The sequence below is a fragment of the Amycolatopsis sp. NPDC034160 genome, from assembly GCF_055575355.1.
In genome coordinates this window covers 58330-80035 of sequence record NZ_JBVISU010000030.1, presented here as the reverse complement: position 1 = coordinate 80035, position 21706 = coordinate 58330, and the positions used below count along the sequence as shown (strand labels likewise).

General features: G+C 68.2%; 16 protein-coding genes. 11 read left to right on the top strand and 5 right to left on the bottom strand.

Translation table 11 applies throughout. The annotated features are described in order from the left end of the window. Positions 1–357 precede the first annotated feature (357 nt). The 3 genes from ACZ54P_RS37005 to pdxR all read left to right on the top strand — a co-directional run bounded on the left by ACZ54P_RS37005 (position 358) and on the right by pdxR (position 6664). A complete protein-coding gene (locus ACZ54P_RS37005; protein ID WP_465466266.1) occupies positions 358–1464 on the top strand; it encodes an acyltransferase family protein in 1107 nt (368 codons plus the stop codon). A gap of 142 nt (positions 1465–1606) precedes the next feature. Further along, positions 1607–5215 (top strand): methionine synthase, encoded by a 3609-nt coding sequence (gene metH, locus ACZ54P_RS37000; RefSeq protein ID WP_465466265.1) that lies wholly within the window; start codon positions 1607–1609, stop codon positions 5213–5215. Between the two features lie 12 nt (positions 5216–5227). Next, positions 5228–6664 carry a MocR-like pyridoxine biosynthesis transcription factor PdxR gene (pdxR, locus tag ACZ54P_RS36995; RefSeq protein ID WP_465466264.1) on the top strand — a complete coding sequence of 479 codons (1437 nt, stop codon included), beginning with the start codon at positions 5228–5230 and terminating at the stop codon, positions 6662–6664. Between the two features lie 54 nt (positions 6665–6718). Here the strand turns inward: pdxR and ACZ54P_RS36990 are convergent, their stop codons facing one another. Continuing rightward, positions 6719–7447 (bottom strand): alpha/beta fold hydrolase, encoded by a 729-nt coding sequence (locus ACZ54P_RS36990; RefSeq protein ID WP_465466263.1) that lies wholly within the window; start codon positions 7445–7447, stop codon positions 6719–6721. Positions 7448–7495: 48 nt separating this feature from the next. Here ACZ54P_RS36990 and ACZ54P_RS36985 point away from each other — a divergent pair, with 48 nt between their 5' ends. After that, the gene (locus tag ACZ54P_RS36985) at positions 7496–8752 is read left to right on the top strand and encodes a cytochrome P450 (protein WP_465466262.1); all 1257 of its coding nucleotides are present in this window, start codon (positions 7496–7498) and stop codon (positions 8750–8752) included. 48 nt (positions 8753–8800) lie between these two features. Here ACZ54P_RS36985 and ACZ54P_RS36980 read toward each other — a convergent pair whose 3' ends face one another. Further along, positions 8801–10258, bottom strand: coding sequence for an MFS transporter (locus ACZ54P_RS36980; RefSeq protein ID WP_465466261.1), 1458 nt, complete (start codon positions 10256–10258; stop codon positions 8801–8803). An 86-nt stretch (positions 10259–10344) separates the two neighbouring features. Between ACZ54P_RS36980 and ACZ54P_RS36975 the strand changes: the two genes are divergently transcribed. The 5 genes from ACZ54P_RS36975 to ACZ54P_RS36955 all read left to right on the top strand — a co-directional run bounded on the left by ACZ54P_RS36975 (position 10345) and on the right by ACZ54P_RS36955 (position 14534). Beyond that, positions 10345–10728, top strand: coding sequence for a MarR family winged helix-turn-helix transcriptional regulator (locus tag ACZ54P_RS36975; RefSeq protein WP_465466260.1), 384 nt, complete (start codon positions 10345–10347; stop codon positions 10726–10728). A gap of 556 nt (positions 10729–11284) precedes the next feature. Continuing rightward, positions 11285–11713, top strand: a complete 429-nt coding sequence (locus ACZ54P_RS36970) for a hypothetical protein (RefSeq protein ID WP_465466259.1) — start codon at positions 11285–11287, stop codon at positions 11711–11713. Continuing rightward, on the top strand, positions 11707–11922 hold the full coding sequence (locus tag ACZ54P_RS36965) for a helix-turn-helix transcriptional regulator (protein WP_061984426.1): 216 nt from the start codon (positions 11707–11709) through the stop codon (positions 11920–11922). The genes ACZ54P_RS36970 and ACZ54P_RS36965 overlap by 7 nt, the downstream gene beginning before the upstream one ends. 13 nt (positions 11923–11935) lie before the next feature. Further along, positions 11936–12898, top strand: a complete 963-nt coding sequence (locus ACZ54P_RS36960) for an NAD(P)-dependent alcohol dehydrogenase (protein WP_465466258.1) — start codon at positions 11936–11938, stop codon at positions 12896–12898. A gap of 97 nt (positions 12899–12995) precedes the next feature. Beyond that, the gene (locus tag ACZ54P_RS36955) at positions 12996–14534 is read left to right on the top strand and encodes an alkaline phosphatase D family protein (protein WP_465466257.1); all 1539 of its coding nucleotides are present in this window, start codon (positions 12996–12998) and stop codon (positions 14532–14534) included. Between the two features lie 633 nt (positions 14535–15167). On the opposite strand, the gene ACZ54P_RS36950 is transcribed toward ACZ54P_RS36955, so the two are convergent. Further along, the gene (locus ACZ54P_RS36950; RefSeq protein ID WP_465466256.1) at positions 15168–15986 is read right to left on the bottom strand and encodes an ANTAR domain-containing protein; all 819 of its coding nucleotides are present in this window, start codon (positions 15984–15986) and stop codon (positions 15168–15170) included. Positions 15987–16264: 278 nt separating this feature from the next. On the opposite strand from ACZ54P_RS36950, the gene ACZ54P_RS36945 reads away from it, so the two are divergent. Next, on the top strand, positions 16265–17074 hold the full coding sequence (locus ACZ54P_RS36945) for an AraC family transcriptional regulator (protein ID WP_465466255.1): 810 nt from the start codon (positions 16265–16267) through the stop codon (positions 17072–17074). 20 nt (positions 17075–17094) lie between these two features. Continuing rightward, complete coding sequence (locus tag ACZ54P_RS36940) at positions 17095–18435, top strand: pyridoxal phosphate-dependent decarboxylase family protein (RefSeq protein WP_465466254.1); 1341 nt, start codon at positions 17095–17097, stop codon at positions 18433–18435. Here the strand turns inward: ACZ54P_RS36940 and ACZ54P_RS36935 are convergent. Further along, the gene (locus tag ACZ54P_RS36935) at positions 18428–19609 is read right to left on the bottom strand and encodes a cysteine desulfurase-like protein (protein ID WP_465466253.1); all 1182 of its coding nucleotides are present in this window, start codon (positions 19607–19609) and stop codon (positions 18428–18430) included. The genes ACZ54P_RS36940 and ACZ54P_RS36935 overlap by 8 nt on opposite strands. A gap of 80 nt (positions 19610–19689) precedes the next feature. Further along, positions 19690–21675 carry a peptidase S8/S53 subtilisin kexin sedolisin gene (locus ACZ54P_RS36930; RefSeq protein ID WP_465466252.1) on the bottom strand — a complete coding sequence of 662 codons (1986 nt, stop codon included), beginning with the start codon at positions 21673–21675 and terminating at the stop codon, positions 19690–19692. Positions 21676–21706 lie beyond the last annotated feature (31 nt).

Genomic DNA, 21706 nt, shown 5'->3' with positions numbered 1-21706 from the left:
GGTTTGTGCTGCTCGCCGCCGTCGCCTACGACGTCTGAACAAAATGGCGGGCCCGGACCGCCGCCTGACGGTCGTGAGTGGCGATTCGGGTTAGAACCCGAATCGCCACTCACGACCAACGCGCCCCAGAATTTGTTCAGCGACAGAGCTTTCGGGACGAACCGGGAGCATCGCACGGTCATTGCCGGGCAAATAAAGACCGCGGAACATGAAGGCTCGTAAATTTCCAACCGAAGTGTCGAGGTCGACACTGGAACACAGGAAATCCATAGCCCCCTCACAGGTACCAGAAATTCACCCTTTAGAGTGGCGTGTCCTTGCCGGTCAGGCAGCCGGTGACGTTCCTGGGGGCCAGTGATGATGACCCACGAGCAGTACCTCGCGACGAAGAGATTTCCGGCCCTCGACGGCCTGCGCGCGATCGCCGCGCTCCTCGTCGTGGTGTACCACTACGGAGGGCCGACCTGGGCCATGGCCAACGGGTGGATCGGCGTACACCTGTTCTTCGTCCTGTCCGGCTTCTTGATCACCACACTGGCCCTTCGCGAAGAGGATCGGAACGGCAAGATCTCGCTCGCCGACTTCTATATCCGTCGCGCGTTCCGCATTCTTCCGGTGTATTTCGCGGTACTGGGCATCGTCGTGGCGTTCACGTATCTGCGCGGAAAGTACTCCACCAGCGGACTTTCCGATGCGATGCCGTACTTTCTCACCTTCACGAACGAGTTCGCCGCCACCGCGCCCTTCGGTCAGTCGTGGACGCTGGGTGTCGAGCAGAAGTTCTACCTCGTCTGGCCGTTCCTGGCCTTCGGCATCGCCGCACTGAGCTTCCCGAAACGACTGGGCCTGGCGATCGGCCTGATCGCGCTGATGATCGCGCTGATCCCGGTGATGCCGTACGCCGGCGCCTACTCGCCCATCATCATCGGCTGCGCGCTCGCCATCGGCCTCCACTATCGCAAGGGTTTCGCGATCCTCCGCGTCTTCACCCACCCGATCGCCGGCTTCGTGCTGCTGGCGGCGCTCGTTGTTCTCCAGACCCACGTCACGGACGTCGAAGCCTTCCTTCAGGACGGCGGCACGGTCGGCGGCACCAGCTACGCCGTACTGGTCGCCTTGTTCATCACCTCGTTGCTCCCGCGCGGCCCGATCACCTGGCTGTTTTCGACGCCACCGATGCGTTTCATCGGCGAACGGTCGTACTCGGTGTATCTGCTGCAAGGGGTCGCCGCGACGGTGGTCACGCTGTCGATTCCCCAGCTGGGTACCCACCGGACACTGACCGCGCTCGCCGTGACCGTCGTCGCCCTCGTCGTTTCCGACGTCCTCTATCGCTGGATCGAGGTGCCGATGATCGACGTCGGCCGCAAGGTGGTCGCCTGGCGCAAGGCCCGTGGTCGCGGCGAGCCCGAGCCGTCGAATCCCACACTCCGGGAAGCCGAACCCGTTCTGGCCAGCGGCTGAGCAATTCCCGCGAAGCGCCCTTGTGTGAGTCCGGTAAGCTCGTCGCCAAGGTCGAGAGGCGCTGCAACGGACCACGGGTCCGCCACGCTCGGCCCCGGACTTCATCGCAAGGGCGCCTCCCACCACATGGGAGGAGCGCTGGATGGAAACGACCGCCTTGCGAAAGCTGCTGGATGAGCGCATCGTCGTGCTCGACGGCGCGTGGGGGTCGATGCTCCAGTCAGCCGGGCTCAAGCCGGAGGACTACCGCACCGAGCGGTTCCAGGAACACCCCCGCGACATCACCGGCGACCCGGACCTGCTGAACATCACCAGGCCGGACGTCGTGCGCGACATTCACCGCCAGTATCTCGAAGCGGGCGCGGACATCACGACGACGAACACGTTCACCGCCACCACGATCGGCCAGGCGGATTACGGGCTCGAGGACCTCGCGTACGAGATGAACCTTTGCGGCGCGCGGATCGCGCGTGAGGCCGCGGACGCGGCGGGCGGAAAGTTCGTCGCCGGGTCGGTCGGACCGCTGAACGTCACGCTGTCGCTGTCGCCCAAGGTCGAAGATCCCGCGTTCCGCGCGGTGAGCTTCGACGAGGTGTACGCCGCGTACGCCGACCAGATCAAGGCGCTCGCCGAGGGCGGCGTCGATCTGCTGCTGATCGAGACGATCTTCGACACGCTCAACTGCAAGGCCGCGATCTCCGCCGCGCGCGACGTCGCGCCGCATCTGCCGCTGTGGATCTCGGTCACGATCGTCGACCTGAGCGGGCGGACGCTGTCCGGGCAGACGGTCGAGGCGTTCTGGAGTTCCATCGAGCACGCGGAACCGTTGCTGGTGGGCGTCAACTGTTCGCTCGGCGCCGAGGAAATGCGCCCGCACATCGCCGAACTGTCCCGCCTGGCGGGGACATACACCGCTTGTCACCCCAACGCCGGGCTGCCGAACGCTTTCGGTGGCTACGACCAGACGCCCGAGGAGACCGGCGGACTGCTCGGCGACTTCGCCACGGCCGGGATGGTCAACGTCGTCGGCGGCTGCTGTGGCACGACTCCCGCGCATATCAAGGAGATCGCCGACGCCGTACGCGGGATGGCGCCGCGGGTCGTCCCGCAGCCGCGGCCGAGCACCCGGTTCAGCGGGCTGGAGCCGTTCGAGATCGGCAAGGACACCGGGTTCGTCATGATCGGCGAGCGGACCAACGTCACCGGGTCCGCCAAGTTCCGCAAGCTGATCGAGGCCGACGATCATCAGGCCGCCGTCGACGTCGCGCTGGAGCAGGTCCGCGGCGGGGCGAACCTGCTGGACGTCAACATGGACGCCGACCTGCTCGACAGCGAAAAGGCGATGACCACCTTCCTCAACCTCATCGCCACCGAGCCCGAGGTCGCCCGGCTGCCGATCATGATCGACAGCTCGCGCTGGACGGTGCTCGAGGCCGGGCTGAAGTGCGTGCAGGGCAAGGGGGTCGTCAACTCCATCAGCCTCAAGGAAGGCGAGGAGCAGTTCCTCCAGCAGGCCCGGCGCATCCGCGATTACGGCGCGGGCGTGGTCGTGATGGCCTTCGACGAACAGGGCCAGGCCGACACCGCCGACCGCAAGGTCGCGATCTGCGGCCGTGCCTACGACCTTCTGACGCAGAAGGCCGGTTTCGCCGCCGAGGACATCATCTTCGACCCGAACGTGCTCGCGGTCGCGACCGGCATCTCCGAGCACAACGGGTACGCCAAGGCGTTCATCGACGCGTTGCCGCGAATCAAGGAACGCTGCCCCGGCGTGCGCATCAGCGGCGGTATCTCGAACCTCTCGTTCTCCTTCCGCGGCAACAACGTCGTGCGTGAGGCGATGCACTCGGCCTTCCTCCTGTACGCGGTGCGCGCGGGGCTGGACATGGGCATCGTCAACGCCGGGCAGCTCGCGGTCTACGAGGACATCCCGAAGGATCTGCTGGAACTGGTCGAGGACGTCCTCTTCGACCGCCGCGAGGACGCCACCGACAGGCTGGTCACGTTCGCGGAAACGGTCAACGGCAAGGGAACCCAGCGCGTCGTCGACCTTTCCTGGCGGGAGAAGCCGGTCGCGGAGCGGCTCAGCCACGCGCTGGTGCACGGGATCGTCGACTTCATCGAGGAGGACACCGAGGAGGCGCGGCAGCTGCTGCCGAAGCCGCTCGAGGTCATCGAAGGCCCCTTGATGGACGGCATGAAGATCGTCGGTGACCTGTTCGGTTCCGGCAAGATGTTCCTGCCGCAGGTGGTCAAGAGCGCGCGCGTGATGAAGCGGTCGGTGGCCTACCTCGAACCGTTCATGGAGGCCGAGAAGGAGAAGGCTCGCCTCGAAGGCCGGGTCGAAACCCGCCAGGGCAACGGAAAGGTCGTCCTGGCGACGGTCAAGGGCGACGTGCACGACATCGGCAAGAACATCGTCGGCGTGGTGCTCGGCTGCAACAACTACGAGGTGATCGACCTCGGCGTGATGGTCCAGGCGTCGGTCATCCTGGACACCGCCGTCGCCGAGGGCGCCGACGCCATCGGGCTCTCCGGCCTGATCACGCCGTCACTCGACGAAATGGTCAACGTCGCCACCGAAATGCAGCGGCGCGGGCTGAAACTGCCGCTGCTGATCGGCGGCGCGACCACGTCACGCCAGCACACCGCGGTCCGCATCGCGCCCGCGTACGAAAGCACGACGGTGCACGTCCTGGACGCCTCGCGCGTCGTGGGCGTCGTCGGTGACCTGCTCGACGCGGACCGCGCCGAGATCCTCGACAAGAACAACCGCGAGGACCAGGAAAAACTGCGGGAGCAGCACGCCAACAAGCAGCGGACCCCGTTGCTCACGGTCGAGCAGGCCAGGGCCAACCCGGAGAAGGTTTCGTTCGACGAGATCCCGACGCCCGCTTTCACCGGCGTCCGGTACGTCTCACCGACGCTCACCGAGCTGCGCGAGATGGTCGACTGGACCTTTTTGTTCCTGGCATGGGAGCTGAAGGGCAAGTACCCGGCGATCCTCGCGAACCCGGTGGCGCGGGAGCTGTTCGACGACGCGAACACCCTGATGGACCAGATCATCGCCGAGGAGCGGTTCCAGGCCAAGGGCGCGTACGCGATCTGGCCCGCGCATTCCGAGGGCGACGACATCATCCTCGAGTCGGGCGTCAAGTTCCCGATGCTGCGGCAGCAGACGAAGAAACCGCTGTCCCGGCCGAACCGCTGTCTGGCGGACTACATCGCCCCGGCGGGCGCGGGCGACCACCTCGGCGGCTTCGCGGTCACGATCCTCGGCGCCGAGGACTTCGCCGCCGAGTTCGAGGCGAAGCAGGACGACTACCGCGCCATCATGGTGAAGGCCCTCGCGGACAGGCTCGCCGAGGCGTTCGCCGAGCACATCCACCTCCAGGCACGGCGAGACTGGTTCGAGCCGGACGCCGAGCCGAAGCTGGAGGATCTGCACGCCGAGAAGTTCCGCGGCATCCGCCCCGCGCTCGGCTACCCGGCGAGCCCGGATCACAGCGAGAAGCAGGAGCTGTTCGACCTGCTCGACTCCGACAAGCTCGGGATGACGCTGACGGAGTCCTTCGCGATGTCGCCGGCGGCGAGTGTCAGCGGGCTGATCTTCGCCCACCCCGATTCGCGGTACTTCACCGTCGGACGGCTGGGCAAGGACCAGGTCGAGGACTACGCCGCCCGCCGCGGCCTCGAACTGTCCACTATGGAGCAATGGCTGCGCCCGAACCTCGCCTACGAGCCCGAGTGACACAATGATCAGGTGACTGCCGAGGGCTCGGACTTCCTGCAGCTGGACATCGGGGACGCACCACCGGGGCGCCGGTCGGACTGGCTGGCGTCGCGGCTGCGGCACGCCATCTCCGACGGCCGCCTGCCGGTCGGCAGCAGGCTGCCCGCCACCAGGGCACTGGCCGCGGACCTGCGGGTCTCCCGCGGTGTGGTCACCGAGGCCTACCAACGGCTGGTCGAGGACGGCCACGTCGCCGGACGCGGCCGGGCGGGCACGGTGGTCGTCGCCGCGCCCGCGCGGACGAAGGAGCAAACGACACCCGGACCACCATCGGCGGGCACGATCTTCCAGCCCGCTCCCGGGATCGGCGTCTTCGACTCGCTGCGGTCGACCCCGGCGAGGATCGACCTGTCCCCCGGCGTACCGGATCTGACGGCGTTCCCGAGGACGGCTTGGCTCCGCGCGGAACGCACCGTGCTCAACGACCTGTCGGCGGCGGCCTTCGGCTACGGCGATCCGCGGGGCGCTCCCGCGCTGCGGCTGGCCATCGCGCACTGGATCGCGCGCACCCGCGGCATCACCGCGGACGCCGACGACGTCCTGATCGTCGCCGGGGTCGCGCAAGGCCTCGGGCTGCTGGCGCAGGTGCTGTGCGACAACGGGATCTCCGAGATCGCCGTCGAGGACCCGAGTTCACTGGGCGCCCGGCAGCATCTGCACGACCGGCGGCTGGCGACCCCACCGATCCGGGTCGACGACGAGGGGATCGACGTCGGCGAACTCGTCCGCAGCGGGGCGCCCGCCGTGCTGCTGACACCCGCGCACCAGTTCCCGACGGGTGTGGTGCTCGGCGGCGAACGGCGGCGGGAGCTCATGCGCTGGGCCGCGGACGGCGGGCTGATCATCGAGGACGACTACGACGCCGAGCACCGCTACGACCGCCCGCCGGTCCCCGCGCTGCGCTCGATGCTCGCCGAACAGGTCTGCTACGCGGGCAGCGTGTCGAAGTGGCTCGCACCCGCGCTCCGCGTGGGCTGGATGCTGGTGCCGCCGCGCTACCGGGACGAGGTGGTCGCCGCCAAACGGTTCGCCGACCTGGGCAACGCCGTCCTGCCGCAGCTGGTGCTCGCGCATCTCATGGAGTCCGGCGAGATGGAGCGCCAGCTGCGGTTCGTGCGCAAACGGCACCGGAGGCGGCGGGACGCGATGATCGAGGCGCTCCGGACGCAGCTGCCGGACGCCGTGGTGCACGGCGCGGCCGCCGGGCTGCACCTGACGATCACCTTCGACGCCGAGTTCTCCGACCTCGACTTCGCCGCCGCCGCGCTGGAACAAGGCGTGAAGGTGCAACCGCTGTCGTGGCACTGCCAGCGGCCGATGAATCCAGGGCTCGTCCTCGGCTACGGGGCGAGCCCGGCGAGCGACATCGCCGAAGGCATCGCCGTCCTGGGCCGCCTCCGGCGCTAGCGACCCCCGCGTTTCGTCCTCTGAACGCGGTGGTTCGTCGTCGAACTACCGCATTCAGAGGACGAATTGCCCAAGGAAGGCGAGTAGCACGGCCGGGTCTTCGACGTGGGCGTTATGGCCCAGCCCGGGAAGCTCGGCGGAAGCCGGGCTGAGGGCGCGAAGCTGGTCGACGCTGCTCATCGGGTCGTGCGTCCCGGCGGCGAGGGCGACCGGGCAGCGCGCCGCGCCGAGCAGGCCGGGCATGTCGGGCGCGCCGACGGCGAACGCGCGCGGGTCCAGGGTCAGCCGCCAGCCGCCTTCCGTTTCGGCGATGCCGTCGGGGTCCGCTTCGGCAAGCCCCGTCAGTCCGGCGATCTTGAGAAACGCTCGTTCGGCGTCCTCGCGGGTCTGGAACACCCTCGGCGGTTTCGCCGCCATGTCAGCGGCCTTGGCGAGGTCGGACTCGCTCCATTCGACCTTGACCCCGATCGCGAGCAGCCCGTCGATCCGGAGCCCGAACCATCCACTGGCCAGCGCGAGCCCGACCACGCCGCCCAGCGAGTGACCGATCACCAGCAGCGGACCGCGTTCCGGGAGCGCGTCGGCGACCGCCCCGGCGAGGCTTCCGAAGGAATAGTGCGCCAACCGCGGCGAGGCACCGTGCCCCGGCAGATCGGGTGCCAGCCAGCGGTACCCGGGCTGCAGCATCAGGCCGTCCCACACCGCGCCCGTCGCGCCGAGGCCGTGCAGCAGCAGGACGGCGGGACCGTCGGTTCCGGCGGTGCGCATCTTCAGTGTCTCCACAGTTACCGATCTTTCCCCAGCCACCCGCCCGCGAGCTAGTCTCGGGGCGTGATCACCGATCCTGACGTGTACACGCGCGGCGTGCCGTATGAGCACCTCGCGTCGCTGCGCCGGGAGTCACCGGTCGTGCGCGTGGACGATTTTTGGGCCGTGCTGCGTCATTCGGACGTCAAGTACGTGCTGAGGAACCCACGCCTGTTCTCCTCGCATCTCGGCGGGACGCAGATCCGGGATCCGGCGACCGGACAGGACCTCGCTTACGTCCGCCGGATGATGCTGAACATGGACCCGCCCGAGCACGCCCGGCTGCGTGGCCTGCTCACCAAGGCGTTCACCCCGCGCGCGGTCGGCAGGCTGACCGAGCGGATCCAGGGCTGGGCGAGGGAGCTGATCACCGCGGTCGCCGCGGACGGCCGATGCGACTTCGCCGCCGTCGCGGCCGATCTCCCGCTGCTGACGCTCGCCGAGGTCTTCGGGATTCCCGAACAGGACCGGCGGTTGATGTACGACTGGAGCAATCGCGTGATCGGCTACCAGGACGCCGACTACGCGGTGAGCGCGACCGTCGAGGCGGACCAGGTCACCGATCTCGCGCGGGCGGCGCTGGCCGTGCGGCCGGTTCCGGGGCCGGACGGCGCGATGCCCGATCCGCGTACCCGCGCCGGAATGCCGGATCTCTACACCTACGCCACCGCGCTCGGCGAACACAAACGGCGACACCCCGGCGACGACGTGATGAGCAATCTCATGAGCCACGTCGACGACGGCGGACGAGTCTCGATCGCGGAGTTCGAGAACCTGTTCTGGCTGTTTTCCGTGGCGGGCAACGAAACACTGCGCAACGGCATTCCCGGTGGGATGCTGGCACTGCTGTCGCATCCGGAGCAGTACCGGCGTCTGCTGGCCGACCGCTCACTGCTTCACGGTGCGGTGGAAGAGATGCTGCGCTGGTGGACGCCGGTCATGCATTTCCGCCGGACCGCGACCGAAGACGTCCGGCTGTCCGATGTGGACATCCGGGCGGGAGACAAGGTCGTCGTCTGGTTCTCCGCCGCGAACCGCGACGAGTCCGTTTTCCCCGACCCGGACCGCTTCGACATCGGCCGCACGCCCAACGACCATCTGACCTTCGGGCACGGCCCGCATTTCTGCCTCGGCGCCCAGCTCGCCAGGGTGCAGCTGCGGGCGATGTTCGAAGCGGTACTGGACCTGCTCGGCGAGGTGGAACTCGACGGCGCCCCGGTGCGGTTGCGGTCGAACTTCCAGAATGGCCTGAAGTCCTTGCCGATCCGCTGGCAGCGATGAGTCCCTTCCCGCGCCCCCGAGCGCGGGAAGGGACCGATCACCCCTCGATCATTCGGCCGCGGCGAACTCCGGTTCGGCGACGGCGGAGCGGGCTTCGGCCTTGCGCAGGCCGACGACTCCGGACAGCGCCACCAGGACACTGATCACGGCGATGCCGGTGACTACGGTCAGCGCGGGCGCCAAGCCGTTCAGCAGTGCGGCCGGACCGGTCGCCCCACCCGAGTTGCCGGTCAGGACGGCGGTCACCACGGCGAGGCCGATCGCGCCGCCGACCTGGATCGACGTGTTCAGCAGACCGCCGGCGAGCCCCTGCTCGTCGTCGGAGATGCCGTTGGTCGCCTGGATGTTCAGCGACGAGAACGCCAGCATGAAGCCGATACCCAGCAGGATCATGCTCGGCAGCACCGAACCGGCGTAGCTGGAACTCTCGTCGATCCGCAGGAACAGCGCGTAGCCGATGACGTGGGCGACGACGCCGGCGAGGATCGTGCGCGATGTGCCGAGCCGGTCGATCAGCGGCTCGATCCTGGGCGAACCGAAGGCCACGATCAGCGCGGCCGGCAGGAAACCGAGCGCGGTCTGCAGTGCGGACCAGCCCAGCACGTTCTGCAGGTACAGCATGACCACGAACTGGAAACCGATGTAGGCGCCGAAGAACGTCGCGCCGCCGAGGTTGGCGCGGGCCAGCGGGCCCGAGCGCAGGATGCCGAGGCGGAGCAGCGGGTGCTTGCTGCGCTTCTCGATGAACACGAAGGTGACCAGCAGAGCGAGCGCGAGGGCGAACGAGATCAGCGTCCGCGGGGCGGCCCAGCCGATTTCCGGCGCCTCGACCACGGCGAAGACCAGCAGGAGCGAACCGGCGGCACCGGTGATCGCACCGGGGAAGTCATAGCCGCCACCGGTCTGCGGCTGGTAGGACGGGATCAGCTTGATCGCGGCGACCAGCGCGGCGAGCGCGATCGGCACCGGAAGCAGGAACGTCCAGCGCCAGCCCACCTCGGTGAGCAGCCCGGAGAAGACGAGACCCGCGGAGTAACCGCTGGCACCGAACACGGCGAAGATGCTGATCGCGCGGTTACGGGCGGGGCCTTCGTGGAAGGTCGTGGTGATGATCGACAGGGCCGCCGGCGCGGTGAACGCGGCCGCGAGTCCCTTGATGAAGCGGGTGGCGATCAGCAGCGCGCCGTCGTCGACGAGGCCGCCGAGCAGGGAAGCGAGCGCGAAGACCGCGACGGCGACGAGGAAGACCCGGCGCCTGCCGAGCAGATCGGCGGTGCGCCCGCCGAGGAGCAGCAGCCCGCCGTAGCCGAGCACGTAGGCGCTGATGATCCATTGCAGAGCACCGGTGGAGAGGCCGAGTTCGGCCTGGATGGACGGGAGGGCGACGGCGACCATCGACACGTCGAGCGCGTCGAGGCCCACGACGACGGACACAGTGAGCAGGACACCCCAGAGGCGCGCGTCCCACCTTGTCGAGCTGGTGGACAGCTGCACGGAAGAACTCATGATCCGTACACTACATGCACGCGCATCTAATGCAACTGCATTTAATGACTTTGCATAAAATTCATGCGCATGTTATATTGGGCCGCGTGAGCGACGTCGCCGAGCAAGACCTGCTGCAGGAGTGGCACGCCCTGTCCGCACGGCACGCGGCGGTCTTCGGCCTGCTCGAGTGCCGCCTCCAGGAGCGCCACGGCCTCGGCGTCACCGAGTTCGAGGCCCTCGAACGCCTGGTGACCTGCGTCGTCGGCAAGTGCCGCGCGGCGGATCTGACCGAGGTCGTCCACCTGAGCCAGAGCGCCACGTCGCGGCTCGTCGCCCGCCTCGAACGGGAAGGGCTCGTCCAGCGCGCGCTCTGCGAGTCGGACAGGCGCGGGATCTTCGTCGTCGTGACCGACGAAGGGCGCCGCCGCTACGAAGAGGCGAAGCCGACCCATCGTTCGACGCTCGAAGAGACTCTCACCGAAGCCTGATCCCCTACTCGCACGGCAAGGGTCCAGGCAAGGTCGCATAACCGCTGGTCGGCACCACTGCCGCAGCGGGACAGAGCAACGTGCCGCAGGGGAGTTGACGGGAGCGGGCTCCCTCAAAAGGCTCGTGAGCGGCAATAACGGTTCTAGCGAGCCCTCTCTTGGGTACCTACTCGTGGCCTTCGGCCTTGTTTGCGTGAAGTACGCGATGGCCTCCTTCCTCCCTTGAGAGTCAGGGGCCCGGCAAAGCCGGGAAAGCGTAGGCCGATTCTGGGCGCCGACCGGGCTTTAGCGTCCACAAAGGACACATCCTGGCGACTGGGTGCCCGATTGATAGTTCCTTGACCGGTTCCGCGCAGGGTCGTGAAACCGTGCAAACCACCTGAAACGGGCGCCACGGTCGCGAGAAGCGTCCCTTGTGGACAGTCAAGAGCGGGCCGATCCCGGTCTGGAGGCCGACGTGACCGACCGGACGTCGATCAGTCGATCAACGGAGGATCGAGGACACCCAAGTAAAGAATATTTGACATCGTGTCTGGAACTCTTTACCTTCGACCTTGTGGCCTTGGAAGAGAAACGCGCGTGGATCATGGTCGTGGTTACGGTCTTCGGCTACGCCGCGTACCTGATCGTCGTCCTCAGCCGGGCGGGCTCCGGCCCGCTCGCCGACGTCTCCTACGTGGCACCTTTGCTGTGGACGGTCGGGGCGGCCATCGTGGCTTCGATCGTGCTGCACATCGCCGCGTCGCTGCTCTCACCTGAGGACGCGGGCCGCAAAGACCAGCGAGACCGCGAGATCGGCCGGTTCGGCGAGCACATCGGAGGATCGTTCGTCGTGATCGGCGGGGTCGCGGCGCTGGTCATGGCGATGGCCGAACTCGACCACTTCTGGATCGCCAACGCCGTGTACCTCGCCTTCGTTCTCTCGTCCCTGCTCGGCTCGATCGCGAAGATCGCCGCGTACCGCGGGGGATTCCAGACATGGTGAAACCGACCAAGGTCACGAACTCCATCCGCGCCCTGCGGTTCGCCACCGGCGAGATGACGCAGGCCGAACTCGCGGACCGGATCGGCGTCACCCGCCAGACGGTCATCGCCATCGAACAGGGCCGCTACTCGCCCTCCCTGGAGATGGCCTTCCAGATCGCCAGGGTGTTCGGCGTCGGGCTCGACGACGTTTTCCAGTACCCAGACTAGGAAAGAGGCCGCCGTGAAGGCGATCGTCCAGAACGAGTACGGCACGACGGATGTCCTGGCACTGACCGACCTGCCGGAACCCGAGGCTGGGCCGGACGGCGTGGTCGTCCAGGTGCACGCGGCAGGCGTCGACCCCGGCGTCTGGCATCTCATGGAAGGAACGCCGTACCTCGTACGGCTGATGGGATTCGGGGTCCGCAGACCGAAAGCGCGGGTCCGCGGGCTGGACTTCGCCGGTGTCGTGCACGCGGTCGGCGAGAACGTGACCGCGTTCCGGCCCGGCGACGAGGTCTTCGGCACCTGCCCGGGTTCCTTCGCCGAGTACGCACTGACCACAGTGGACAAGATCGCCCGCAAACCCGAGCGGCTCGGCTTCGAAGAGGCCGCGGCCGTCCCGATTTCCGCGTTCACCGCACTTCAGGCACTTCGCGACAGAGGCGGCGTCCAGCCCCGGCAGAAGGTCCTCGTCATCGGCGCGGGCGGCGGGGTGGGCACGTACGCCGTGCAGCTCGCCAAGGCGTTCGGCGCCGAGGTGGACGGCGTATGCGGCACCGGAAAGGTGGACCTGGTCCGCTCGCTCGGTGCGGGCAGAGTCTTCGATTACACCCGCGAAGACATCACCGGAAGCTACGACCTCATCCTCGACACCGCCGGGAACCGGCCGCTGAGATCGTTGCGGAAATCCCTTACCCCGCGCGGGACCCTCGTGATCGTCGGCGGTGAAGGCGAGGGGAAGTGGATCGGACCGGTCGGCCGCAACCTGCGGGCGCTGCTCATCGGCCCGTTCGTGAAGCACCGGCTCCGCGGCCTGTTCTCCACGGAGAATCACGACGATCTCGAGACGCTGCGTGCGCTCATCGAGGAAGAGAAACTGACCCCCGTCATCGATCGGAAATACCCACTGGCCGACGTTCCCGAAGCCATCCGCTACGTGAGCGAGGGCCATGCGCGCGGCAAGGTCGTCATCACCGTTTGAACGCGGCTGACAAGAGTTCGCCCGCGTGTTCACCCCCGGCCATCTTGGGAGTGTTCGGTGTCGGAGAGCGATCCGCCGAACGCCGAGGAGACCACCGATGTCCGTCAACCGCCGGGACCTGTTGCGAGGCGCCGCCACCGCCGGTGCGCTGGGGCTGGCCTGGCCGTTGAGCTCGCGGATGACCGTCGCGCAGGCGGAGGAGGCCGCCACGCGACTGGGTGCGAGCTGGGACGAAGCGCCTTTCACGCTGGGCGTCGCGTCCGGCGACCCGGTCCCGTACGGCATCGCGCTCTGGACGAGGCTCGCGCCGAAACCGATGGAGTTCGAGCAGCCGCTGGACGACACCGTCGAGGTCGGCTGGGAGCTCGCCACCGACCGCGGTTTCCGCCGCCGGGTGGCGAGCGGGACCGTGGCGGCCACCGCCGGACTCGGGCACAGCGTGCACGTACCGGTGTCCGGGCTGGAGCCCGGTTCGCAGTACTACTACCGTTTCCACGCGCTCGGCAAGGTCAGCCGGATCGGCCGGACCCGGACCGCCCCGGTCGGGCCGGTCCGGCGGGTGCGGTTCGCGTCGGCGAACTGCCAGGCGTTCCACGACGGGTTCTACGCGGCGCACGCCGGGATCGCGCGGGAGGACCTCGACTTCGTCGTCCACCTCGGCGACTACATCTACGAACACGGCCAGGTCGGCGGAAATCCGCTGCGCGACCACGAAGGTCCCGAGGTGCTGACCCTGCCGGCGTACCGGCGGCGGCACGCGCTCTACAAATCCGATCCCTCGCTGCGGGACGCCCACGCCGCCCACCCGTGGTTCATCACCTGGGACGACCACGAGGTGGTCAACGACTACAGCGGCACCACCCCGTCGCTGCGGGCGCGGCGCTCGGCGGCGTACCAGGCCTGGTTCGAGCACATGCCGGTGCGGCCCGACCACCCCTCGACGCCGAGGATTCACCGGCAGCGCCGCTGGGGCGACCTGCTTGATCTGTCCATTTTGGACCTCCGGCAGTACCGGTCGGCACAGAACCTGCCCGACGGCACGATCCTCGGCGCGGAGCAGAAGGCGTGGCTCAAGGACCAGGTGACCGGCGCGGGCGAGGCGTGGCATTGCTGGGTGAACTCGATCATGCTCAGCCAGCTGGCGAAGCCGGACGGTGGCGGCTACCTGTTCACCGACCAATGGGACGGCTTCCTCGCCGAACGCGAGGAGGTGCTGACCCATGTGGCCCAAAGCGGGCTCGAAGACCTCGTGGTCATCACGGGTGACTGGCATTCCGCGTTCGTCGACGACATCCGCCCGGACTTCGCGGACCCGTCCACCCCGGTGATCGGGACCGAGTTCACCGCGCATTCGGTGTCCTCCGGCGCCTACTCCCCCGAATGGAACGCCACGAACGGGCCGAAGATGGGCGCGGCGAACCCGCACCTCAAGTACTTCGAGGGCAACCGGTACGGCTACGACGTCTACGAGGTCACCCCGCGCCGGTGGAGCACCCACATGCGGGTGATCGGCGACAGGCGCGACCCGCGTTCACCGGTGAGCACCCTGACCACGTTCCACGTCGACCGCGGCAGGCCGGGGTCCTATGAGGATCGGGGGACGATCACGTCTCCGGCACAATACCGGCGTGACTAGGCCGAAAGGGGAGGCGGGTTACTCAGAAGAGGGTCGGGGGACGTTCTTTTGGCGCAGCACGGTTCACCGCACGCGTTCTGATTTCACCTGCACGATGAATTCACGACAACTCTTCCGTGCGGCCAATCTGGGCTTTCCATGGGGAACGATCCCCGGGACAAAGCAATGAAGAAGAAAAACGCCGGTTTAGTCATGGCCGCCTTTTCGGTGGCCGGATTCCTGGCCGGCTCACCCGCCTCCGCGTCGACCGAGGACCAGTTCCCACCCCTTCGGCTGCGACACCGGTCGCTACGGACTCCTCTTCGGCCAGTGGATTTTCATGACTGCTTCTCCCTGCCCCACCCGTCACAGACTTACCGGGTGGTCGCGCACTGCACGACGGGACCGTCCTAATTGGTACACCGTGGGACATGGGGTCCCGCTCGGCTTCGGCCCCTCGAGCGCGGAATGCCACGGCGGCCTTCTTTCGAACGCCTACGTCGCCGGATATCACGTGGACGATTACTGATACTTCAATGAGACGATGTCGATCTTTCCCGGCGTCCGGGTTCCCGCCGGTCAAGACGAAAAACGCCCCGGTTGTGTCGCGTCACGGTGTTCCGTGACGCGGCACAACCGGGGCGCCCTCGCCGCTTATTCGGGCAGTTGTAATTCCGCATGCCGTTTGGACAGCATTTCCGCGAGTTCCCGGAGTTTGACATTCATGTTCTGCGACGTATGCCGCAGGACTTCGAACGCCTCCGCCGCGTCGATCCCGCGCCGCGCCATCAGGATGCCCTTGGCCTGCCCGATCGCGTCCCTGCTGTCCAGCGCTTGCTGGAGCTGCTCCTCTTGAAGCTGACCGCGCGTGACCGCCTGCGTGGTCGCCAGTGCCAGCGACGCGTGCGTCGCGAGCAGCAACAGCACGTCCCGGTCCTCCCTCGCGATCCCGTGCGGCTGCCGCGAGTAGACGTTCAACGCTCCCGACAGCTGCGAACTCGACGCTTCCGGCAGCAAAGCCGTCGAAACCAGCGAGTGGAAACCGAGCGTCGCGGCGGCAGGCCCGAATCGCGGCCAACGGGCGTCTTCGGCGAGGTTGTCGCTGAAGGCCGCCGCCGGTCCCGAAACCCGCGCCGCTTCGACGCAGGCGCCTTCCCCGTACTGATACTGCAACTGGTCCAGTTCACCGGCGATCTCGTCGGTCCCCACGGGCGTGTGGAACCGGCCGTCGGGATCGAGGAGGGTGACACTCACCAGATCCGCGCCCGGTACCAGGTCCCTGGTCGCGAAAACCACGCGTTCGAGCACCGCCGCGACCGAGCCGGAATCCAGCAAAGCCCTGGTCAGGGACACGAACTGCGTAACCAGTGGCCCGGCGACGAGCCGGGGACCGTTCTCGGAGGTCACCGGCAGTTCGCCGACATCCTCGACGAATCGGTTCTTGTCCTGCTGCCAGTCGATTTCATCGGCCAAAGCCCGCCTCTCCCACTTCTGCACATCGGCGTGATGCAGCACGGGGAGTCACCGGAGGGAACCGGCGCCGAGCGCGCACCATCAACCGCCGCAACCAACCCGGTTACCGGCGGATCGGCGCTAACTTCTCAACGCTCAGAACCGCTTTCTGAAGCCGACCTTAGCCGAATGCGATCGCCCCGCCTACCGCGACCCGCGTGCTGAGCGCCCCTCGTGAGTGGTAATGACGGTTCTAACCGTCATTACCACTCACGAGACCTGCGGGTTACGCTGGCCGGGTGGAAGCCGGGGAGTTCGTCCACTACCGGTGTCATCCGTGCTCGCCCGAGCTGGGCGTCCTGCACGCCCGCTACCGCCGCCACGTCTTCGGCAGGCACGCCCACTCGACCTACACGATCGGCGTGGTCGTACACGGGTCGGAGGAACTTTCCTATGGCGACGATCGCGAGTACGTCGGTGCCGGTGGCGTCGTCCTGATCAATCCCGAGACCATCCATACCGGTCGGGCGACGACCGCCGAGGGCTGGACCTATCACGCGCTCTACGTTCCCGTGGAGTTCGTGCGGTCCAGTTTCGGCGGAGCCCCGGCCCTCACCAGGAGGATCGCGGACGATCCCGTGGTCCGGAACGCGCTGCTCGCGGCGATCCGGGCGATGGAGGAGGACGCCTGCACGGCGGACACGCTGCTGTGCGCGGCGCTGGCCCGCGTCTTCGGCCGGTACGGCGGACTGCCGCGGGAGCAGGTTCCGGCGCGGCCGGTCGCCGCCGCGGCACGAGACATCCTCAGCGACGAACACCTCGCCCCGCCGAGTCTCGGCGAACTCGCGGACCTTCTGGGCACGACGCGGTTCGCCTTGTCGCGCGCCTTCCGCGCGACCTACGGCCTCCCGCCGCACGCGTATCTGACGCAGTACCGAGTACGGAAGGCGTGCACCCTGATCCGGCACGGAGCCGGTCTGGCGGGAGCGGCCACGGCCGTCGGCTTCGTCGACCAGGCGCATCTGAGCAGGCACTTCCGCAAGATGCTCGGGATCACCCCCGGCCAGTACCGGCGCGCGGTGCAAGAACGTACAAGATCGGCGCGGTGAACACCGCTTGACTGCGGGACATGCTCCCTCTCGAACCCTCTGAGGCCGAACTGCGCGAACTCGGGACCGCGGCGCTCGATTTCGTCACCTCCTTCGTCGCCGGGCTGGCCGACAGGCCCGCGCACGATCCTTCCCCCTTCGACGGCGACGTCTCCATCACCGACGACGCGCGGCCGCTGGGCGAACTGCTCGATACCGTGGGCGCGGCGGCCGCGGTCGGCGTCGAGACCGCCGGACCGCGCTATCTCGGGTACATCCCGGCGGGCGGACTGATCACCTCCGCGATAGCCGGACTGCTCACCCTGACGATGAACCGGTTCGGGACGATCGCCGACATGGCACCCGGTCTGGTCGCGATCGAGGAAAGCGTGCTGCGGTGGCTGTGCGCGGAGTTCGGCCTTCCCGCCGGTTCGGGCGGGGTGCTGACCTCCGGCGGTTCACTGGCGACGCTCACCGCCGTCGTCGCGGCGAGACGCACGCCGGACGGCACGCTGTACGTCAGCGAGCACACCCACGTCTGCGTGGCCAAGGCCGCGTCGATCGCCGGGCTGCCCCCCGGAAGCGTCCGGGTCGTCCCGGTGGACGACGAACTGCGGATGGATCCGCTCGCCACCGCCCGCATGATCGCCGAGGACCGGCGTCGCGGACTGGTTCCCTTCCTGATCGCCGGAACCGCGGGCACCACGGACACCGGCGCCGTCGACCCGTTGGCCGAACTCGCCGACCTCGCCCGCCGCGAAGACCTGTGGTTCCACGTCGACGGCGCGTACGGCGGCGCGTTCCAGCTGACCGAACGCGGACGTGCTCGCTTCGCCGGGATCGAACGGGCGGACTCGATCACCCTCGATCCGCACAAGGGCCTGTTCCTGCCCTACGGGATCGGCGCGCTACTGGTGCGGGACACCGCGACACTCGATCGCGCGTATCACCGGCAAGCCGCCTATTACCAGGACCTCGGACAGCGTGAGGAACTGCCCGACTACGCCCATCGCGGCCTCGAGTTGACCAGGGAGCACCGTGGGCTCTGCGTCTGGCTTCCGTTGCGGCTCCACGGTGTCCGGTCCTTCCGGGACGCGTTGGACGAAAAGCTCGACCTCTCCTGGCGTGCCTACGAAGAGCTTCTCCGCATCCCCGGACTGGAACTACCTTGGCCACCCCGACTGTCCACTGTGGTCTTCCGATCGAGCGCGGGTGACGACGCCACGGCACGGCTTTTCGACGAGATTCGCGCGCGGGGACGGTACCTGCTCACCAGTACCAGGATTCGCGGGCGATTCTTCATCAGATTTTGCGTGCTCAGTCACCGCACGCACGCCGAGCACGTGCTTGGCGCCGTCGAAGAGATCCGGTCCCTCAGCTGAACGCCACCAGTCCGTCCAGCAACCTGTCGACGTCCTCGGCGCTGGTGTACGGCGCGAGCCCGACCCGGAGCGCCGGATCCTCCAGTTCCAAGGCCGCGAAGACCTCGTAGGCGTAAAAGGAACCCGCCGGGGCGACGATGTTCCGTTCGGCGAGCCGCCGTTGGGCCTCGCGCTCCCGGCCGCCGAGGCTCATCAGAATGGTCGGGGTCCGGTCGTCCGCTTTGCAGTGGACGGTGATCGCGCCACCCAGTCCTTTCTCCAGCCTCGTGCGCAGCGAGAGTTCGTGGTCGTGCAGGGAGTTCAGCGAGTTCGTCAGCCGGTCCCGCCGCGACCCGCCCGCGCCCGGGTCGATATCGGCGAGGAAGTCCACCGCAGCGGTGGCTCCCGCGAGGATCTCGTAGGGCAGGGTGCCGAATTCGAACCGCTCGGGCACGGTGCCGGGCGACGGCACCAACTTGTCCGGCTCGACGGTTTCGAGCAGGGTGGGCGACGCGCCGAGCACGCCGCAGTGCGGGCCGAGGAACTTGTACGGCGAGCAGACGAAGAAGTCCGCTCCCAGCGCGGGAACGTCCACCCGATCGTGCGCGGCGTAGTGCACGCCGTCGACGAACACCAGCGCTCCGGCGTCGTGGGCGAGATCGGCGATCCGGCGGACCGGCGGTTTGGTGCCGAGGACGTTCGACGCCGCCGTGACCGCGACCAGCCGCGTCCGGTCGGTGAGGACGAGGGAATCGAGGTCGAGGTCGGTGGTTTCGGGGTCGATGCCGATCCAGCGAACGGTCACCCCGGCCCGTTCGGCGGCCTGGACCCAGGGCCGGACGTTGGCGTCGTGGTCGAGGCGGCTGACGACGATCTCGTCGCCCTCGCGCCAGGTTTTGGCCAGCTGCCGGGAAAAATCATACGTCAGTTGGGTGGCGCTGCGGCCGTGGACGATCCCCTCGGCCGGAACACCGAGGAACTCGGCGTAAGCGGCGCGGAAGTCCGCGACCGCGTTCTCGGCGTTGAGTGCGGACGGGCTGCCGGTGCCCCGGTTCGACAGCGGATCGGTCAGCGTCGCGGCGATCGCGTCGCCGACTTGCCGGGGTGTCTGTGTACCCGCGGGTCCGTCGAAGAAGGCGGTTCCGGCGGCGAGGGACGGGAAGTGGGCCCGGAGGGCGGCGACGTCGATGGCCATGACCTCGACTCTGACATCCGGTGGCGGACCGAGTAAACGCTTCGTGGCCGGAACTTTCTCCGGCCACGAAGCGCCTCGGCTCAGTACAGCGTCAGGCGGTACGCGCCGGACTGCGCGGTGCCGGCGAACAAGTACCGGCCGTCCGAGCTGGCGGTCAGGGAGAGCACCCTGGCGTCGGGCAGCGCACCGGGCATCGGCGACCAGGTGCGGCCGAAGTCAGCGCTGCGCAGCACGCCTCCCCCGGTCGAGCTGCCGGCGAACCACACCCGGAAATCGAACGGATGCGGCAGGATCCGGCTGATCTCCCGCGGATCCTCACCGTCGCGGACCCGGCGGAACGTCCGGCCGTTGTCCTCGCTGAGCAGCAGGCCCGCCCCACCGACGAGAACGCGGCCGCCGCCCCAGCGGCTCACCGAGATCGAGCTGACCGGTTCGTCGGAGACGTGGGTCCAAGTCCTGCCGCCGTCGTCGGACCGGGACAGACCATCGGAGTCCCCGCCCCAGACACGATCCGCGTTCCACGGGTCCCCGGCGAAGGCGATGAAGCCGTTGTCGGTGGGGAGCTTTTCCCAGGTCTTCCCGGCATCGTCACTGCGGTAGAGGACGTAGCCGCTGGGGGCGAAGGCCGAGACGAGCAGCCTGTCCGGGTCAGCCGGATGGGCGAAGATCGTGCGAGGAAGGCCTTCCTTCGCCTTCGCCGCGAACTGCCAGGTGCGGCCGCCGTCACCACTGCGCAGCACGTCGAGCGCGAAGCCGTTCCGGGTGACCTGCCAGACGACGTCCGGGCGGCTCGGCGAGACGGACAGGCGCGCGTCTTCGTGCAACCGGTCGGTGGGGTGCGACTGCCACATCCGGGTCGCCGCGGTGACCTTGCCGCGCGGCAGCGGGGTGTTGTAGATCTCCTGCATCCCGGCGGCGACGACGTTCTCACGCAGAAGGTTCCCGCTGGTCACAAGGTCGCGAATGGACTCGCCGGGCACGCCGATCTGCTGGTAGCCGCTCTTGGCGCCGTCGGCGTACACCCCTCGGTACACCGAGGAGATCAGCGTGGTGGCGGGTTTGCCCGCCAGGGCCGGGAGTTCGGCCATGTCGCTGACCCCTTCGCCCGGCGCGGGCACCGGTTTGCGCGTCCAGGTACGACCGCCGTCCGAGCTGACGTCTATGTCGTTATACGTCGCGATGTACAGACGGCCGCCGACGAAGTGCGGTTCGCGCAGCGGCTGCCCACCGGGATCGCGGCGCAGCACCGTCCAGGTCTTCCCTCCGTCGGTCGAACCGTGCAGTTCGGGGCCGACCGTGACCACGAACCGTTTGCCGTCCGAAGCGACCTGCCCGATCTCGCCGTTGACACGGTAGACGAGTTCGGCCTTCGGCCCCTTGCCGCTGACTCCGCGGACCACCCACAGCGAGTACTCCGGATAGACCGTCGTGAAGTAGGCGTCGTCGCCGACCAGGGTGAGCTTGAGCCCGCCGACCGGCGCGGCGAGCCCTTCGCGGGGCCAGGTCCTCGGTACGTCGTTCCAGTGCACGCCGCCGTCGGTGCTGACGCTCAGCGAGTCGAGGTTCTGCACCACGACGACGCGACCGGTCGGGTCCGTGGCCAGGCCGAACGCGCCGTCGGGGTACCACTCGCGCAGGGTCTCCCAGGTCTGGCCGCCGTCGCTGGTGCTCAGCAGCAGCCCTCGCCACTCGCCCTGCACGCCCGCGGGTTTGTTGCCCACCGCGAGCATCCGGTCGGGGTTCACCGGATCGGCGAAGAACCCCTGGATGGCGGTCTCCGCCGGGAGTCCTCGGCGCGCCGTCCACGAGGCGCCGCGATCGCCGGAGAGCCACAACGCCGGCGGGCTGGGCTGCATCATGAGGAGACCGGCGGGGGAAACCGCCAGCAGTCCGCCGATGCTGTTCGGACCGACCGGTTCCCAGTCGCCCCGCGGCAGCCCGGTCGCGTTCACGTCCGGGGAGGCGGGCAGCGGGTCGGCGGTGGCCGCGGACGGGATCCCGGTGGTCCCGAGGACCGTCAGCAGCCCGAGAACGAGCATGCGTTTGGTGATCGATCTCAGCTTCATGCGGAGAATCTTGGCGCAAGATCCGGCAGAG

Bases quoted from the DNA above. Each gene is read 5' to 3' on its own strand.
- ACZ54P_RS36965 (WP_061984426.1), top strand. From the start codon at position 11,707: ATGGTGAAACCGACCAAGGTCACGAACTCCATCCGCGCCCTGCGGTTC.
- ACZ54P_RS36980 (WP_465466261.1), bottom strand. From the start codon at position 10,258: ATGAGTTCTTCCGTGCAGCTGTCCACCAGCTCGACAAGGTGGGACGCG.
- ACZ54P_RS36930 (WP_465466252.1), bottom strand. From the start codon at position 21,675: ATGAAGCTGAGATCGATCACCAAACGCATGCTCGTTCTCGGGCTGCTG.
- metH (WP_465466265.1), top strand. From the start codon at position 1,607: ATGGAAACGACCGCCTTGCGAAAGCTGCTGGATGAGCGCATCGTCGTG.
- ACZ54P_RS36955 (WP_465466257.1), top strand. From the start codon at position 12,996: ATGTCCGTCAACCGCCGGGACCTGTTGCGAGGCGCCGCCACCGCCGGT.
- ACZ54P_RS37005 (WP_465466266.1), top strand. From the start codon at position 358: ATGATGACCCACGAGCAGTACCTCGCGACGAAGAGATTTCCGGCCCTC.
- ACZ54P_RS36940 (WP_465466254.1), top strand. From the start codon at position 17,095: ATGCTCCCTCTCGAACCCTCTGAGGCCGAACTGCGCGAACTCGGGACC.
- ACZ54P_RS36935 (WP_465466253.1), bottom strand. From the start codon at position 19,609: ATGGCCATCGACGTCGCCGCCCTCCGGGCCCACTTCCCGTCCCTCGCC.